Source organism: Methylobacillus sp., from assembly GCF_036844465.1.
GTDB lineage: Bacteria > Pseudomonadota > Gammaproteobacteria > Burkholderiales > Methylophilaceae > Methylobacillus.
Window position 1 is genome coordinate 55524 of the sequence record NZ_DAIUFW010000008.1, and the last position, 16951, is coordinate 72474.

The 16951-nt window shown below is 55.2% G+C and carries 13 protein-coding genes and 1 riboswitch; of the genes, 7 read left to right on the plus strand and 6 right to left on the minus strand.

From position 1 onward, the window contains the following. Nucleotides 1-154 precede the first annotated feature (154 nt). The 4 genes from nusB to V7Z75_RS11315 form a co-directional block, all read right to left on the minus strand. The gene (gene nusB, locus V7Z75_RS11300) at nt 155-640 is read right to left on the minus strand and encodes a transcription antitermination factor NusB (RefSeq protein ID WP_334108795.1); all 486 of its coding nucleotides are present in this window, start codon (nt 638-640) and stop codon (nt 155-157) included. Then, the gene (gene ribH, locus V7Z75_RS11305) at nt 637-1086 is read right to left on the minus strand and encodes a 6,7-dimethyl-8-ribityllumazine synthase (RefSeq protein ID WP_334108796.1); all 450 of its coding nucleotides are present in this window, start codon (nt 1084-1086) and stop codon (nt 637-639) included. The genes nusB and ribH overlap by 4 nt, the downstream gene beginning before the upstream one ends. A gap of 83 nt (nt 1087-1169) precedes the next feature. Next, a complete protein-coding gene (locus tag V7Z75_RS11310) occupies nt 1170-1754 on the minus strand; it encodes a DNA-3-methyladenine glycosylase I (RefSeq protein WP_334108797.1) in 585 nt (194 codons plus the stop codon). Between the two features lie 25 nt (nt 1755-1779). After that, entirely contained in the window at nt 1780-3396 is a 1617-nt protein-coding gene (locus tag V7Z75_RS11315; RefSeq protein ID WP_334108798.1) for an OFA family MFS transporter, read from the minus strand. A gap of 173 nt (nt 3397-3569) precedes the next feature. Between V7Z75_RS11315 and V7Z75_RS11320 the strand changes: the two genes are divergently transcribed. The 3 genes from V7Z75_RS11320 (at nt 3570) to phoR (ending at nt 6331) form a co-directional block, all read left to right on the plus strand. Next, nucleotides 3570-4202: a hypothetical protein gene (locus V7Z75_RS11320; RefSeq protein ID WP_334108799.1), complete on the plus strand. Its 633-nt coding sequence runs from the start codon at nt 3570-3572 to the stop codon at nt 4200-4202. A 92-nt stretch (nt 4203-4294) separates the two neighbouring features. Beyond that, a complete protein-coding gene (gene phoB / locus V7Z75_RS11325; protein WP_334108800.1) occupies nt 4295-4981 on the plus strand; it encodes a phosphate regulon transcriptional regulator PhoB in 687 nt (228 codons plus the stop codon). Nucleotides 4982-5017: 36 nt separating this feature from the next. Next, nucleotides 5018-6331 (plus strand): phosphate regulon sensor histidine kinase PhoR, encoded by a 1314-nt coding sequence (phoR, locus tag V7Z75_RS11330; RefSeq protein ID WP_334108801.1) that lies wholly within the window; start codon nt 5018-5020, stop codon nt 6329-6331. A gap of 7 nt (nt 6332-6338) precedes the next feature. On the opposite strand, the gene V7Z75_RS11335 is transcribed toward phoR, so the two are convergent. Together V7Z75_RS11335 and V7Z75_RS11340 are read right to left on the minus strand one after the other, a co-directional pair. Then, nucleotides 6339-7340, minus strand: a complete 1002-nt coding sequence (locus V7Z75_RS11335; protein ID WP_334108802.1) for a trypsin-like serine protease — start codon at nt 7338-7340, stop codon at nt 6339-6341. Nucleotides 7341-7404: 64 nt separating this feature from the next. Continuing rightward, on the minus strand, nt 7405-7731 hold the full coding sequence (locus tag V7Z75_RS11340; RefSeq protein WP_334108803.1) for a YnfA family protein: 327 nt from the start codon (nt 7729-7731) through the stop codon (nt 7405-7407). 135 nt (nt 7732-7866) lie between these two features. Further along, a riboswitch (cyclic di-GMP riboswitch) is annotated at nt 7867-7958 on the plus strand. Between the two features lie 226 nt (nt 7959-8184). Between V7Z75_RS11340 and V7Z75_RS11345 the strand changes: the two genes are divergently transcribed. From V7Z75_RS11345 to V7Z75_RS11360, 4 genes are all read left to right on the plus strand, one after another. Then, the gene (locus V7Z75_RS11345) at nt 8185-9798 is read left to right on the plus strand and encodes a ShlB/FhaC/HecB family hemolysin secretion/activation protein (protein WP_334108804.1); all 1614 of its coding nucleotides are present in this window, start codon (nt 8185-8187) and stop codon (nt 9796-9798) included. Between the two features lie 30 nt (nt 9799-9828). After that, nucleotides 9829-15834, plus strand: coding sequence for a two-partner secretion domain-containing protein (locus V7Z75_RS11350; RefSeq protein ID WP_334108805.1), 6006 nt, complete (start codon nt 9829-9831; stop codon nt 15832-15834). Next, entirely contained in the window at nt 15831-16199 is a 369-nt protein-coding gene (locus tag V7Z75_RS11355) for a hypothetical protein (protein WP_334108806.1), read from the plus strand. Before V7Z75_RS11350 ends, V7Z75_RS11355 begins: the two co-directional genes overlap by 4 nt. Nucleotides 16200-16570: 371 nt before the next feature. Beyond that, nucleotides 16571-16858, plus strand: coding sequence for a hypothetical protein (locus V7Z75_RS11360; protein WP_334108807.1), 288 nt, complete (start codon nt 16571-16573; stop codon nt 16856-16858). The last annotated feature ends 93 nt before the right edge of the window (nt 16859-16951 follow it).

Genomic DNA, 16951 nt, shown 5'->3' on the forward strand with positions numbered 1-16951 from the left:
ATGCTTGCAAGCAATATTTATTCAATACTTGTGACTGCAATCTTTACAAAGGAAAGCCAAGATTACAAGCCTACGTCGCAATAGGGTTAGCCCGTTTCTGCCACACAAATAAAAATAGCCAGTCCAGGCTGGCTATTTTCACACGATGTCAGGCTTACTTCCGCCCGCGCTGGAACTCGTCCGGACGCGCTTCCGCGGCAATCTTGTCCAGCACGCCATTGACGTATTTGTGGCCATCGGTACCGCCGTAGAGTTTGGCCAGCTCCACCCCTTCATTGATCGCAACCCGATAGGGAATGGTCACATCATGAATCAGTTCATAAGCCGCAATACAAAGGATTGCATGCTCAATCGGGCTAAGCTCTGACAGTTGACGGTCCAGCACGCCTACCAGACGCGCATCCAGCGCGTCGATATTGTCCGCCACGCCTTCAAGTAATTGGCGGAAGTACTCGTAATCAGCGCGATCAAAATCAGGATCGTCCGCAAGCTCACGGATGATGAGCTTGACGTCCTTGCGGTTCATCAGGCCAAGGTACACGCCCTTGAGTACCAGCTCGCGCGATTTGCGGCGACTGCGCCCCGCCTTGGCTGGGCTGGTTTTTCCTGCATCCGCAGGTTTCTTGTCGCTCTCGCTCATAGCCGCTTCAACAGGTTGATCATCTCGACCACAACATCAGCCGCTTCCGCACCCTTGACCGCCATGCGCGCTTCGGCCTGCTCGTCGTTTTCAGTGGTAAGGATGGCATTAGCAACCGGAATGCCGGTGCTGAGCTGCACGTCGGAAATGCCGCGGGCGGATTCGTTGGAAACTACTTCAAAATGGTAGGTCTCACCGCGGATGATGGCGCCTAGGGCGATCAAGCCGTCAAACTGGTCGCTATCCGCCATTTGCAGCAGGATGGCCGGGGTTTCCAACGCGCCCGGCACGGTGGCCAGGGTAATGTCGTCGTCCGCCACGCCCAGTTTGTGCAGTTGCGCCACACAAGCCTGCAACAAGCCCTCGCCTATATTGCTGTTGAAACGGGATAGCACGATGCCGATGCGCAAATCCTTGCCATTCAAATCCACTGCGATTTTTTTCATGATGGTGTCCGTTGAAGCACAGCCTCACTAGCTGCTGAGGCTGCGTTGTTGAATTAAGCCCAGCACGCGGCTGGAAAATTGGATTATTTTAACACGTTAGCCTGCAACGGCAGCAGCTCAGCATGGCGGAAACAATCTACGGTGTGATCATTCACCATGCCGACCGCCTGCATGAAAGCATAGCAAATCGTCGAGCCGACAAACTTGAAGCCATGCTGCTTCAAAGCCTTTGACATCTGGTCGGAAACCGCCGTGCTGGCAGGCACCTCCGCCATGTTGCGCCAATGATTGACCTGCGGCCTACCCTGCACAAATTGCCAAAGGAAAGTATCCAGGCTGCCGTATCTGACTTGCACCTCCAGCGCGGCACGGGCATTGCCGATGGCGGCGTGCACCTTGAGCCGGTTGCGGATGATACCGGGATCGGCGAGCAAGGCAGCGACCTTGTCCGCGTCATACGCGGCAACGCGGGCAACCTCGAACTGGTCGAATACCTGACGGTAATGCCCGCGCTTCTTCAGCACCGTGCTCCAGCTCAACCCCGCCTGCGCGCCCTCCAGCACGAGAAACTCGAACAGACGCGTATCGTCATGCACGGGCACGCCCCATTCCATATCGTGATAGGCAATGTCCAGCGCGCCTTTGGCCCAGGCACAGCGATGCGTCATTTCGACCCTCTCCTCCCGCCCATGCTCAATGGAACAGAATCACGGCTTTTTGCAGTGTACTCCAGACACCATAGGCAATTGGGATGCCCACAGCGATCCAGACCACCGCGGTCAACACGGCGCTGCTCTTGTGCGCGGGGGCCTGCATACCCTTCTGCGCCTGCTCATGCGAGGCTTTTTTCTCGGCGGCAAGCTGCTCGGCGGTCATGTAATGCTTTTCCGCCACTGGCCGCACCAGGAGATTGCACGCCAGCCCCACCAACAGCAAGGCCGCCAGCACATACATAATGATGCCGTAGGCGTGATCGGCAGGCACACCCTGATCAAGCTGGTAGTCGCGCAGGTAATTGACGATCACCGGCCCCAGCACCCCGGCCGTGGCCCAGGCCGTCAGTATCCGTCCGTGGATGGCGCCTACGTGCTGCGTGCCGAACACATCCGCTAGATATGCCGGAATCGTGGAGAATCCGCCGCCGTACATACTCAAAATCACGCAAAACACGCCAGCAAATAGCGCGACGCTGCCGATACTGCCTGCCCATGGAGACAATACATACAGGGCAAAGCCCAAGGCAAAGAAGATAATGTAGGTGCGCTTGCGCCCGAGAAAGTCCGAGCAGGAGGCCCAGCCGATGCGTCCCAGGATGTTGAAGAACGACAGCAATCCGGCAAAACCCGCCCCGATGGCTGCCACTTGCAGTTTCTGGTCGCTGCTCAGCTCAGAAAGTTTGAGCGGCACATCGATCAGCAGGCCGCCGAATACCTCCTGCAGCATGGGGGACGCCATGCCGATCACACCGATACCTGCGCTGACGTTGAGGCAAAGCACCCACCACAGCAGCCAGAATTGCGGCGTCTTGTGCGCCTCATTCACATGCACATGATGCTGGGTGATCATGGCCTTCTTGCCGTTGCTGACGGGCGGCGTCCATCCTTTCGGCTTCCAGTCGTGCGCGGGAACGCGGTATCCCAGCGAACCTATCATCATGACTACGAAATAGAGCACGCCCATGGTGGCAAAGGTTTGCCAGACGCCGATCGAGGCCTCGCTGGCGAAATAATTCATCATCGTATTGGCCAGCGGCGCGCCTATCATGGCACCGCCGCCGAAGCCCATGATCGCCATGCCGGTCGCCAGGCCGCGCTTGTCGGGGAACCATTTGATCAACGTGGACACCGGAGAAATATAGCCCAGACCAAGGCCGATGCCGCCAATTACGCCAGATCCCAACCACATCAGCCACAATTGATGGGTATAGACGCCGATGGCGGAAATCAGCAAGCCGCCGCCCCAGCAGACGGCTGCTACCGCCCCGGCCTTGCGCGGCCCGGCATGCTCTAGCCAATGGCCGAACACTGCGGCAGAACAACCCAGGAACACAAAGAACAGGGTAAAAATCCAGCCCAGGTCGCTCACTTTCCAGTCGCAGGCGGTCGTAATCGCCCGCATCCAGAAACCAACATCCTCGCCGCAGGCAAGGGGTTCTGAAATTCCCAGCGCCTTGGATAAGGGCAGCCAAAACACGCTGAATCCATAAGCCATACCGATGGAAAGATGCACGGCCAGCGCAGCGGGAGGCACCAGCCAGCGATTGTATCCCGCACCCACGACGATGCGCTCTCTGGAAAAAAAGCCAGCCATACTCTCTCCTTAGTGTCTCAATTTATAGGTGTTCTGATGAAATATTTTGTTACAAATCATCATATAAATTGAATCAAACTGCAATGCTCTGATCCTTAATATCCTTATTATTCTTTCGTATCATCATGCTGAAAAATAGATTGCTGTGCTAATTCATCTCACGGAAATCAGCCATGGACCTCTTCTTTTTCAATGACTTTATATCGATCATCAAACCCAAATTAAGAAGCATCGCGTATAAAACAAAAGCTGAATATTCACTAGGCGACCTGGAAAATGAAGCTTATATCTTGCTCGAAGATTTTATTGCGGCACATGGCCGTTATCCCGATCTGGCTTGTCCCAAAGACATAAACTGGGTTCCGGCAAGATTGGGTTTTCGCTATGTCAAACACGACGACTACCGTTTGAAAAAAGCATTTCGCATCCACGCTGACGATGAGTCAGATACCCCAGCATTCGATATCCCTGCGCCGGAGCAGTCGAATCCACTATTCCTGCTTTTATTCAACGAGGACCATGTAGAAAAACAACAGCTGCTAATGCGCAGTTATTCCGAAGCCATCGCCTACCTGATCAGCTTTGACCACTTTGATGCCAATAAAAAGAAGCTCAGTGCATTTCTCTGCATTACTCCAAGAACACTAGGGCAACATATTGAAAAATTCATCAAGGTATATACCGTCCAGCCATCATTGTTTGACCGTCTGGAAACCATCGACCACGCATTCATGCCTTATCCGGGAATACCAAAAACCAGGATCGGCAGTATGGCTGAAGCCCATCAGTTCTTCTGGAAATTCTAGGATCAGTATCTCGATCAACTTTAAACATAGTCATCAATCTGTCATATTTGCGTCATATATTGCTCGTCATTCAATAAGTGAGGAAACCTGACATGCCAGCGAATATCCTGGTGGTAGAAGACGAACCAGCAATTCAAGAACTGCTTGCGCTCAACCTGACCCAAGCAGGCCATAATCCTGTGCGGGCATTGAGCGTGGAACAGGCGCAGATGTTGATCCGCGAAACCCTGCCCGATCTCATTCTGCTGGACTGGATGCTGCCCGGCATGAGCGGCATCGAATTCGCGCGCAAGCTCAAGGGAGACGAGCTCACCAAATCCATTCCCATCATCATGCTCACTGCGCGTGGCGAGGAGTCTGATAAGGTGCGCGGTCTGGAAGTCGGCGCGGATGACTATGTGACGAAGCCATTCAGTCCGCGCGAACTGAATGCCCGCATCAAGGCAGTGCTGCGCCGCCGCGCGCCGCAGATGACCGATGACCCGCTCGAAGTCGGCGGCCTGCGCTTGGACCCGATGACTCACCGGGTTTCCGGCCACGGCAAGACCTTGGAATTGGGCCCGACCGAATTCCGCCTGCTGCATTACTTGATGTCCAACCCCGAACGCGTGCACTCGCGCACCCAGGTACTGGACCGCGTGTGGGGCGACCGTGTATTCGTGGAAGACCGCACGGTGGATGTGCATATCCGCCGCCTGCGCCGTGCACTTTCGGAATCTGGCCATGAGGAATTTATCCAGACCGTGCGCGGTGTTGGCTACCGTTTCTCGGCACAGTAGATCATAATAGCTGCCTTCACACGATAAGAAGCCATTGTGCAAGATATCCGCTGGAAACTCGTATGGCTAGCTTCAGCTGCCATACTCATCAGTCTCGTCATCTGGGCAGCCACCGACACCATCACGGCATTATTATGTTTTTGCGGCATGTTGCTGTTTTACCTGGCCGGACACCTATACTGGCTGCATAGCCTGCTGCAATGGTTCAAGAACCCTGACCTCAACACCATGCCGGTAGGCAGCGGAGTCTGGGAAGAAGTATTTTCCGCTATCTATTACACGAAACGCCGCAATAGCCGCAGCCACGCGCAGATGAGTTCCACGCTGGACCGCTTCCGCCATGCGGCCAGTGCGCTGCCGGATGGAGTTGTGCTATTGAACGGCAATGACCAGATCGAATGGTGCAACCCGGCCGCTGAAAAACAATTGGGGTTGTCGATGCGCCACGATACAGGACAGCCCATCGGCTACCTGGTACGTACAAGCGATTTTATTCACTACCTGCAACACCGGGATTATTCAGAACCCATCAAGCTCAGGTCCTGGCATATCACCAACACCACGCTGGAAATCCAGATCGTGCCATTCGGCGATAACCAGAAGCTGTTGATCTCGCGTGATATCAGCCAGATGGAAAAGCTGGAAACCATGCGCCGCGATTTTATCGCCAATGTCTCGCACGAATTACGCACGCCACTGACAGTGGTTAACGGCTTCCTGGAAACCCTGCTTGATATGGAGGGTGCAGTACCGAAAAACACGCGCACCTATTTCGGCATGATGCAGGAACAAACCGGGCGCATGCGCCACCTGATCGAAGACCTGCTCACCCTATCACAATTGGAAAACAGCCCGGAAGCACCGCAGGAGAGCGAAATCGACCTGAGCGCCCTGCTCAATATGCTGCTGCATGAAGGCACCAGCCTGAGCCAGGGCAAGCACGTCATTACCCTGGAGCCGGTAGAGGCCGGGCTTTTCATCAAAGGCGCTACCGAAGAACTCCACAGCGCGTTCAGCAATCTGGTGAGCAATGCAGTGCGCTACACGCCGGAAGGCGGCAGCATTTATCTGAAACTCCATACGCAAGGCCCGGAAGTTCGCTTCAGCGTGCAGGATACCGGTATCGGCATAGAACAGCAGCATATCGACCGGCTCACAGAGCGCTTCTATCGCGTGGATCGCAGCCGCTCACGTGAAACCGGAGGCACCGGCTTGGGCCTCTCCATCGTCAAGCATATCCTGACCCGCCACCAGGGCCGCCTGGAAATTGAATCGGAGTTGGGCGAGGGCAGCACCTTCACTGCGGTATTCCCGCAGAGCCGCCTGATCCGCAAACCCGTGCCCCAGTAAGGTCACATTATGGTTGCGACGTGTCAAACGCCTGCCAGCTGCGCCGATACACCCGGATATCAGCCCCTTTCATGCGTGCAGCATTGAACAGCTTTCGAGCGCGCATCGAATCCAGCCTGATGCCATAGGCCGCATAGACAAAATCAGTCATGGGCGCGCTGCTCTTGTGGAAAAAAGGCAGCTGTGGCGAGCTGCCATAGAAGCTTTCCACAAAGCTTGTGATGCCGACCACGGCATAGCGTCCTTCTGCCAGCTCATCCAGCCAGGGTCCGCCTGAATCCCCGATAGTGGGCATAGGCAAGGCGGGGTCGTATTCACCTTGCGCATCAAGACGGTTGACCGCCATCAGCGTTTCCAGCGTAGAAACCACATTGGCCTTGCTTTCAAACTGCACCTGGTAACGTGAGTAGAACACAGGGTCAAGACCTGCATAGGAGGAAGGCAAGAATACCGAAAAATCCTCCGTAGCTTGACGTACGGGCTTCTCCGCACAGCGCAACTTCACCGGCAACGCATCCGCCGCGCCATAGCCATATCCACACAACAGCAATGAAGCCCCAGGCTGATCAAGCAGCACCGGCGCAACCGCAACATCATCCGGCAAATCGATATCAAATATTAATACCGCCAGGTCATCAATCAGGTTGCCGCGCACTTTGTCGAATTCGGGGAATATGGCTTGCTGCAGGCGTGCCATGGATAGTCGGGGATCGGAGGCAGAGGAGATGCGCAAGGAAGGCAAACCGGCTTCATCCAGGCTGACATCCCGCAAACAATGCGCAGCGGTCAATAGGGTCATCGGGGTTCGTCCCACCACCACCCCGCTGCATTCATTATGGCTGACGCGCCATTCCTGGCGGTATTCATGCCATTCGCGATGCTCGAATATCAGCTGCGCGACAGGCATGCCGTTCAGATCATGGCCAAACATCACCGCCGCGGCAGTCGCGGCATGCATCATCAAAGTTGATACAATAAAGAGTCCAGTAATCGCATCCCGCCTGTTCATGTGAACCTCCAGCCTGCGCAAACCCAGTTTCCACTTTACTCCTGAACACTGCCCACCAAAAACATCAGCGCGGAGCAAACATGATAATGGACATGCCAATCAAGGCTACCGCTACTCCAACCACATCCCAGGCAGTTGGCCTGATGCCGTCCACCAGCCACAGCCAGCCCAGCGCTACTGCAATATACACCCCACCATACGCAGCATATACCCTGCCCGCCGCAGTTGGATGCAGGCTCAACAACCAGGCAAATACAGCCAAGCTAACTGCCGCAGGCAGCAACAACCAGGCGGAACCATCTTTCTTGAGCCAAAGATAAGGCAGATAACAACCCAGAATTTCCGCTAGCGCGGTGAGAATAAACAACAAAAATGTTTTCAATACCAACATGCCAAGCCCCTTTTATCCCGCTAGCGAAGAATTATAGCCAGGTAAACAGCCGGGAATACCTCCCATGTAAATCAGGAGTAATCCGCAGGTCCATCTGATTGACTCTGCCAACCTATCAAAGCAGAATCGCAAGAACAATGTTAAGGGCAACCCTGTTTGAAAAACCAGGGGCGCAAAGTCACCGGTCTAAGGTAGCACATGGCTACTATGACAGCGGAACCGCCATTTGAGGAACCTGCCACCCGGTATTCTCTCCATCCGGCTTTTCGCTGCTATCCACCTGCCGCTGCCTTTCCCTTTAGCAATAACAACAATTGATTATCTATTGCTCACGGGGAGGAATCACGCTTGCTGTCATTTCGCCATGCATTCTGGGGAGGGTTAGCCCTTCTACACCTATGCCCAGCCATTGCAGCACCAGCACCGATAGACACCTCGGCGCAAGAGCAGCTCTTGCAACAAGAACGCCTGCGCGTGCTGCGTCAGCAGCAGGAAACAACGCCGGATATCCGCCAACCCGGCATACCAGCTCCAACGTCGCTGACTTATCCCGAAACAGAAACCCCTTGCTTCCCCATCCGGCAGATCAGTCTTGAAGGCAGCGATGCCTCGCTGTTCCACTTTGCATTGCATGATGTCCTGCATGGCAAACACATGGCCATAGGCCGCTGCCTGGGCGCGCAAGGCATCAACACCGTCATGTCGCATGTGCAGAACGCCATCGTCGCCCAAGGCTTCGTCACTACCCGCATCCTCGCCGGGCCGCAGGACTTGAGCGGCGGGCACCTCATCCTCACCGTGATTCCCGGCAAGGTACGGCAGATCCGCTTCACAGCGGATTCCAGCCCCAGAATCCGTTACGGCAATGCCTTGCCCATCGCCCCTGGCGACATCCTCAATCTGCGCGCCATCGAGCAAGGCCTGGAAAACCTCAAGCGCTCGCCCACCTCGGATGCCGATATTCAGATCGAGCCTGCCGATGGCAATGCGCAACCCGGCGAGAGCGATCTCGTGATCCGCTACCGTCAGGCATTGCCTTTCCGCCTCACCTTAAGTGCCGATGATGGCGGTTTCGACAGCACCGGCAGATACCAGGGCGGCGTCACGCTCTCCAGCGACAATCTGCTGGGGTTGAGCGATCTGTTCTACATCAACCGCAACCACGACCTGGGCGGCGGGGACAAGGGCAGCCGCGGCTCGCGCGGCACCACCCTGCACTATTCCATCCCCTTTGGGCATTGGCTGTTCAGCGCCACCGGCTCCAACTACAACTACCACCAGGCTGTCGCCGGGTTGAACCAGACCTACACCTACAGCGGACGCACCCAGAATGCCGAACTCAAACTCAGTCGCATGGTGTACCGCTCCGCTATCAACAAAACCCAGCTTTCCATCGGCAGCTTCTTCCGCAAATCCTTCAACTACATCGACGATACCGAAGTCGAAGTGCAAAGGCGTCGCACCGCGGGCTGGACCCTGGGCCTCCAGCAAAGCTGGTACCTCGGCCAATCCGTGCTGGATTACCAGCTTGCCTACCGGCGCGGCACCGGGGCAATGCATGCGCTCAAGGCACCGGAAGAGTTCTTTGATGAAGGCGCCTCGCGCATGGAAATCATCACTGCCGACCTGCACTTCGCCCAGCCTTTCACTCTCAACCTGCCCTGGGGAGCGCAAGGTTTGCAATACAGCGCCACCCTCCGCGCCCAATCCAACCTCACGCCGCTCTCGCCGCAAGACCGCTTCGCCTTCGGCAACCGCTACACCGTGCGCGGCTTTGATGGTCAGCTCACGCTCAGCGCGGACCGCGGTTGGTTCATCCGCAACGACCTTGCCGCCAGGCTCGGGCAAAGCGGTCAAACCCTGTATCTCGGCCTGGATTATGGCGAAGTCGGCGGGCAATCCAGCAAGCTGCTGCCCGGCAAGCAACTGGCAGGCGCTGTCATCGGCATGCGCGGCGGTTATAAAGGTTTCAGCTATGACCTGTTCCTGGGGCAACCCATCAAGAAACCAGACGGATTCGAAACGGCTCACACCGCAGCCGGCTTCAATCTCAACTGGTCGTTCTAGTCACCAGCTCAATTTTCAAGGGGAAGATAAATGAACAAGCATCGTTACCGTCTGATATTCAATCGCACCCGTGGCCTGATGATGGCCGTGGCCGAGAATACCCTTACCCGCAACACCGCTCCGGGCACACCATTCAGCCTCATACTGGATAAACCCATGCTGGCCGGGCTGTCGCCGCTGCGTTTCGCCCTCATGCTCACGCTGGGCTCCGCCGCCATCATGCACATCCCAGCCCATGCCGACATCATTGCCGATCCATCGGCACCTGCCAGCCAGCGGTCCATCATCGGCAACACGGGCAACGGCGTGCCGCTGGTCAACATCCAGACGCCCAGCGCCGCAGGTGTTTCACGCAACACCTACAGCCAGTTCGATGTCAGCGCCCAGGGCGCCATCCTCAACAACAGCAATACCAATGCGCAGACCCAGCTTGGCGGCTGGGTACAGGGCAACCCCTACCTCGCAGGCGGCACCGCCAAAGTGATCCTCAACGAGGTCAACAGCAGCAACCCCAGCCTGCTCAACGGCTTTATCGAAATCGCCGGCAGCCGGGCACAAGTCGTCATCGCCAACCCGGCCGGCATCAGTTGCGACGGCTGCGGCTTCATCAACGCCAACCGCGCCACCCTGACCACCGGCACCCCTATCGTCAATGGCGGCAGCCTGCTGGGTTACCGCGTCGGCGGCGGCAGCGTCAGCTTTCTGGGCAACGGCCTGGATGCTTCGCAAACCAACTTTACCGATGTCATTGCCCGCGCCGTGGAAATCAATGCAGGCATCTGGGCCAATGCGCTCAACGTCACCACCGGCACCAACCAGGTCAATATCGACAGCAATGCCAACCAGACCAGCATCACCCCCATCGCCGCCGATGCAGGCAGCACTGCCCCCGCGTTTGCTATGGACGTCGCCGCGCTGGGCGGTATGTACGCAGGCAAGATTCACCTCATCGGCACCGAGGTCGGGCTGGGCGTGCGCAATGCTGGTAGCATCGGGGCGAGCGTGGGCGAAGTGGTGGTGACCAGCGCGGGGCAACTGCTCAACCGCGGCGCGATCACTGCGCAAGGACAAATGCACATTGCCGCCCAGGGTGATATCCACAACAGCGGGCGTATGATCGCCAACGGCAGCTTGCAGCTCAGCACCGATGGGCAGGTCATCAACACCAGCCAACTGCAATCGGGGCAAACCCTGCACCTCATGGCGCAGAGTCTCGACAACCAGGTAAATGGTGAAATCAGCAGCGCCAACAGTTCACTACTAGTGACCAACACTCTCACCAACCGCGGCTTAATCGATGGCGGTAGCAACTTCATCCAGGCCACCGCCATTGACAACATCGGCAGCGGACGCCTTTATGGCGACCACCTGACAATTCAGGCTGTCAAGCTGACCAATCGGGCGGAAACCTTCAACGGCACCACCACCGCAGCCACAATGGCCGCGCGCGACCAGCTCGACCTTGGCATCAACACCCTTGCCAACCAACAAGGCGCTATCATCTTTAGTGTAGGAAACCTGGCGATAGGCGCCACCCTGGATGCCAGCCATCATGCAACAGGCCGTGCCGGCTCCATCCTGAACGACAGCGCCAGTATCGAGGCATTGGGTGATATTCACATCACGGCAAACAGCCTAACCAATCAACGCACTGAATTCAGCACGCAACGTGTGCAAATCAGCAACACCTCCAGCTATCGTCAGGAATGCGCCACCGCTAATTGCAGCTACGTCAACCACATCACCACCTACACCACGGAATATGAAGACCAGATCATCTCCGCCACCCCTGCCGCCTCCATCCTCGCGGCAGGAAATGGCATACTGGATATAGATGACATCGTCAACCGGTACAGCCATATCGAAACCGGCGGCAACCTCATATTAACTGGCTCCTCCCTGAGCAATCAGGGCGCGGAACTATTCCATCAAACCGACCGCATCATCCATACCAACCTGATCCACTGGGGCGACCGCGACCACGGAACCACCATCACCTCCGATAGCAACAGCACCCTTATCGACACCATCCCCGCCATTATCAGCGCAGGCGGCACCCTCACTGGCACGTTCACTGACCGTATCGACAACACCACCATCCGCGAACAAACTGCCCCGGTCACTCATGCCAACGGCCCTGCCCCTGGCGTTCCCGGCCCGATCAATCTCCACACCAGCAGCCTGTTCCATCCCGTGCCGGATGCCTCGGCCAGCTACCTGATCGAAACCGACCCGCAGTTCGCCAATTATCGCGACTGGCTAAGCTCGGATTACATGATGCAGCAGCTCTCCTTCGACCCGGCGATCACGCAAAAGCGCCTGGGCGACGGCTTCTATGAGCAACGCCTGGTACGAGAGCAAATAGCGGAGCTGACCGGCAGGCGCTTCCTGGAGTGTCACGCTAACGATGAAGCGCAATACCAAGCCCTCATGAGTGCAGGTCTCACACAGGCCGACAGCCTGCAGCTCATCCCCGGTATCGCTCTCAGCGCAGAACAAGTGGCCCAGCTCACCAGCGATATCGTCTGGCTGGTAGAGCAGGAAGTCACCTTGCCTGATGGCACCGTGACCAAGGTGCTCGTGCCGCAGGTGTACGTGCGCTTGCAGGATAGCGATGTCGCTTCCAGCGGTGCGGTGCTGACGGGCAGCAACATCGACCTGCAAATTGCCAGCGGCGACCTCAATGCCAGCGGCATCATCGCCGGACGCGATATCGTCAACATCTCCGCAGACAACATCCACAACGTCCGCGGCCTGGTCAGTGGAAACAATGTCCATATCAATGCCGCCAACGATATCAATATCGAAGGCGGCAGTATCGCAGGCAAGGATAGCCTGATCGCCACGGCTGGCAACGACATCAATATCAACAGCAGCACGGTGGATTTGAATGTCCGCATAGCAGGCAGCTCCAGCCATGTGCAAAGCCGGGTGATTGACCGCGTGGCGGGTTTATACGTCAGCAACCCGGATGCCATCCTCGTCGCCAGCGCAGGCAACGACCTCAACTTCATGGCTGCTGCCGTCCAGAATGATGGGATAAACGGCCAAACCCTGCTGCAGGCAGGCAACAACCTCAATATCGGCACCGTCGAAACCACCACCAACAGTTACGCTACTGGCCGCAAATCGTGGCGCAAGGAACAATCCTCCACTGCCATCGGCAGCAGCATCGCTACCAGCGGCGACATTTCCCTGCAGGCAGGCAACAATCTCAGCGTGACTGCCAGCAGCATCAATAGCGATGCAGGCGACCTTAAGGCCACCGCCGGAGGTGATATCTCGATCACCGCAGGCACCAACACATTCGCCAGCGATGCCTACCGCAAGGTGAAAACTACCAGCCGCAAGAAAGAATACCGCGACACCATTGACCAAACCACCCGCAACGGCAGCACTCTAAGTGCAGAAAATATTGTGTTGCAGGCAGGGACAACGGGCCTAGGCAATCTTTCAGTAGAAGGCAGCAACATCGTCTCTACCAGCGGTACAAAACTGCAGGCTTCTGGCGATGTCATCATCACCTCGGTAGAAAACACCCTGGACGAAACCCATACCAAGAAAGAAAAGAAATCCGGCTTCTCCGCCAGCGGCTCCAGCATAGGCTATGGCACCAGCAAACTGAGCCAGAAGCAAACTGGTGTCAGCATCACCCAGGCTGGCAGCACGGTGGGTAGCGTCGAGGGCGATGTCCGCATCGAGGCAGGTAAGACCTATACGCAGACGGGTAGTGACGTGCTGACGCCAGAAGGCGATATCAATATCTCGGCACAGCAGGTTAATATCTTGGCAGGCAAAAATACTTCTATCCAGACGACGGAGACGAAGTTTAAGCAGAGCGGAATTACACTTGCCATCACCAGCCCGGTAATCTCGGCTCTCCAGACCGCCGAACAAATGAAACAGGCCGCAAACAACACATCAGATGGCCGTATGCAGGCATTGGCGGCAGGCACGACGGCGCTGACAGCGAAGAATACTTACGATGGCACAATGCAGGCGTTGAATGCGGCGCCGTCAGATAGTAGCGTCACCAATGCCGCCAATCAGGTAGGCGGCGTGAATCTGTCTCTCAGCATCGGCACTTCAAAGAACAGCAGTTCATCCACGCAAACCAGCAGCATAGCCCAGGGCAGCACGGCGATGGCAGGTGGTGATGTTGCCATCTCGGCAACAGAGGCTGGTGAGCAATCGGATATCACTGTCATCGGCAGCACCATCAAGGCAGGCAACAATGTCAGCCTTAAAGCGGATGATGAAGTCAACCTGATCGCTGCGCAGAACACCGAAACACTTAACAGCAAGAATAAAAACAGCAGTGCCAGTGTCGGCATCAGCATAGGTTCCAACGGGCTTGCTATCACAGCCAGCGCCTCACAAGGCAAAGGCAAGGCCAACGGCACGGATGTCACTTGGACGGAGAGCGTGGTGCAGGCAGGTAATACAGTGAGCCTGGAAAGCGGGACGCATACTAATCTGATTGGTGCGCAAGTCAAGGGCAATCAGGTAGTAGCTAACATTGGCATCTCGGGCGATGGCGACCTCAATATCCGGAGCTTACAGGATACAAGCACTTACGACAGCAAGCAGAAAAACACTGGCATCAGCATTAGCGTGCCGATCGGGGCTGGCATGGCAGGCGGTTCGTTCAGCTCATCCAGCAGCAAGATCAACAGCGACTATGCCTCAGTCAATGAGCAAGCAGGCATCTATGCAGGAGATGGCGGTTTCCAGGTCAAGGTCAATGGAAACACCGATCTCAAGGGTGCGGTGATCGCATCTACTGAAACAGCGATTGCGGAGAACAGGAACAGCCTGACGACGGAAACGCTTACCGTCGCGGATATCGCGAACCAAGCAGAGTATGATGCCAAGGCGACATCGGCGACGGTAGGCGGCGGCATCCAGGCTGGCTTGCCACAACTATCCGGTGCGGGCATGGGCTCGGATAGCGGTAAAACCAACGGTAACACGTTCAGCGCAGTCAGCGGCGGTGCAATCGACATTACGGATGACGCAGGACAACAGGCGATGTCCGGCACGGATGCTGCCACCACCGTTACCCTACTCAACCGCGATGTGCATGTAGATGAGTATGGCAATGCGGTGGATAGTGAAGGCAACAGCACGGCGGACACTATTGTACCGATCTTTGATGCAGAAAAAGTGGCTAAAGAGATTCAGGCGCAGGTGCAGATTACGAAAGCATTCAGCCAACAAGCAAATAAAATCGTTGGTGACTATGTGCAGAACAAGAGAAGCCTGCTGAATGCACAACTCAAGAGCGCTGAAACCGAAGAAGAAAAAGCCTTGATTCAGGCACAGCTTAAAGAATTGCGTCTGGAAGAACAGGTGATGAATGTGCTGATCGGAGCGGTGACCGGATTTGGGGGGACGGCGCTTACCAAAGAGGCTTTATCTGCGGCGGCGGAAGAAATGCGGAGGATTACGATTGAAAATTCGGAACTATCCGCAGGTTTGGCGGATGGAGACTTTGTTCTGGGCAATCTGCTGAAAGGTAAGAGTGAAGGGATCCGAGGAGACGAGATTGGAACCGGGGGTACACGCGCCGACCTAGATGGGTTATGCGGGACGGATAATAAACGCTGCATAACTAATGCAGATGGAAGCTTGGCGCTAAACGACAAAGGTCAAGCCCAGTGGAGCAGCAAGGGAGCCGATGGAAAGTCCCTTATAGAGTGGCTGGATACCGATGAAGGCCGGAAAATGGCTGGTTTAACAGGCGGCATTCAAGGCTGGAAGGGTACATTATTTGGTATTCCCTATAAAGCTGGAAGCTGGCAGGACAAGCTAATCGAATCGTTCGGTGGTACACACGATTTCATTGGTGGTCAGATTACAGGGTTATATGATGGGCAAGGAAATACTAAACGAGGTATGAGTGTCGTTGAGAAAACATTGTATGACCGTTGGAGTGAGCTTGCCCTACTCCCTGCCACCCCTTTTGCAATGTCAGAGTTTTTATCCCCACAAGCATGGCAAGCCATTTCTATTTTATTAAAGAGTGCACAATGAAAACATGGATATTACTCAGTATTCTGCTCCTACTCTCAGGATGTCTTTATGGTCAGTGTCTGGATGGTCCGTGTGCGCTTGAACGCGAAAAAATGATTAAATCCATCAAACCTTACATCGCGTACTGGACAAAAGAAGAGATGACAGAAGAAAGTCGCTTGCGCGACTGGGTAAATTGCGGAGGACAAGAGAATGGAAATTTCTCGCTGGACAGAAAAAAACGGCTTCCAGACGAAAGTAGCGATGTATTCCGTATGCGATTAGAACACGACTTCGAACGTTGCATGCTACGCATTGGATATCGCTATACTGGCAACTGCTCTAGTGAATACATGAAATCTCAACCTCTTTGCGGCTCACCATAAAAGTATGGTCTCACATGTAATATCAATATCATCGGCAGCTCGCATAGGAGTATCCATTTACGGTACACCGCGTGGATTATTTCAATATCGGCGGAAAATCAAAGGGTCAAAGGGTCAGACTCGATTGATTCACTATTTACAATGGTAGCAGTGTGCAGGACTACATCCGCACCACGTCTATGATGCCGTCAGCCGGATCATGAAAGAAGAAGGAACCGACGGCTCATGTAGATCAATCGAGTCCGACCCCTTTGGTTCTGGCAAGCAATTTCGATTTTATTAAAAGGGGCAAAATAAAAATGCGTACATCCGTCTATTTTTTATTATTTCTTAGCCTTACGCAGACAGGGTGTGGGATCGGAGGACATTGGATGAATGGCAATCCATTCCGTGAGCCCGTCAAACCTTATATTGATTATTGGGAAAAGGAGGGAATGACAGAAGAAAGTCGACTTAATGATTGGGCGGCATGTGAGGGGAATGAAAATGGTACTTTCTCATGGAAAGTCAAACAGCAGTTTCCTGATGAGACCGATGAAGCTGCTCGTATGCGACAAGAGCATGCATTTCAACGTTGCTTGATTCGAAGTGGATATCGTTACATGGGAAATTGCTCCAGCGAATATATGAAGGCCAGGCCTCTTTGCGGCGCACCATAAATTCTCAAAATCAATAGGTTCACAGACTCTATTGATTGCAAGAATAATAGGGGACAGACCACGATTAATAGTAGTATTTAGGCCAATATCTTA

What these genes read in the sequence shown, in the direction of transcription:
- nusB (WP_334108795.1), bottom strand. Translation starts at nt 640, where the DNA reads ATGAGCGAGAGCGACAAGAAACCTGCGGATGCAGGAAAAACCAGCCCA.
- ribH (WP_334108796.1), bottom strand. Translation starts at nt 1,086, where the DNA reads ATGAAAAAAATCGCAGTGGATTTGAATGGCAAGGATTTGCGCATCGGC.
- V7Z75_RS11310 (WP_334108797.1), bottom strand. Translation starts at nt 1,754, where the DNA reads ATGACGCATCGCTGTGCCTGGGCCAAAGGCGCGCTGGACATTGCCTAT.
- V7Z75_RS11315 (WP_334108798.1), bottom strand. Translation starts at nt 3,396, where the DNA reads ATGGCTGGCTTTTTTTCCAGAGAGCGCATCGTCGTGGGTGCGGGATAC.
- V7Z75_RS11320 (WP_334108799.1), top strand. Translation starts at nt 3,570, where the DNA reads ATGGACCTCTTCTTTTTCAATGACTTTATATCGATCATCAAACCCAAA.
- phoB (WP_334108800.1), top strand. Translation starts at nt 4,295, where the DNA reads ATGCCAGCGAATATCCTGGTGGTAGAAGACGAACCAGCAATTCAAGAA.
- V7Z75_RS11335 (WP_334108802.1), bottom strand. Translation starts at nt 7,340, where the DNA reads ATGAACAGGCGGGATGCGATTACTGGACTCTTTATTGTATCAACTTTG.
- V7Z75_RS11340 (WP_334108803.1), bottom strand. Translation starts at nt 7,731, where the DNA reads ATGTTGGTATTGAAAACATTTTTGTTGTTTATTCTCACCGCGCTAGCG.
- V7Z75_RS11350 (WP_334108805.1), top strand. Translation starts at nt 9,829, where the DNA reads ATGAACAAGCATCGTTACCGTCTGATATTCAATCGCACCCGTGGCCTG.
- V7Z75_RS11355 (WP_334108806.1), top strand. Translation starts at nt 15,831, where the DNA reads ATGAAAACATGGATATTACTCAGTATTCTGCTCCTACTCTCAGGATGT.
- V7Z75_RS11360 (WP_334108807.1), top strand. Translation starts at nt 16,571, where the DNA reads ATGAATGGCAATCCATTCCGTGAGCCCGTCAAACCTTATATTGATTAT.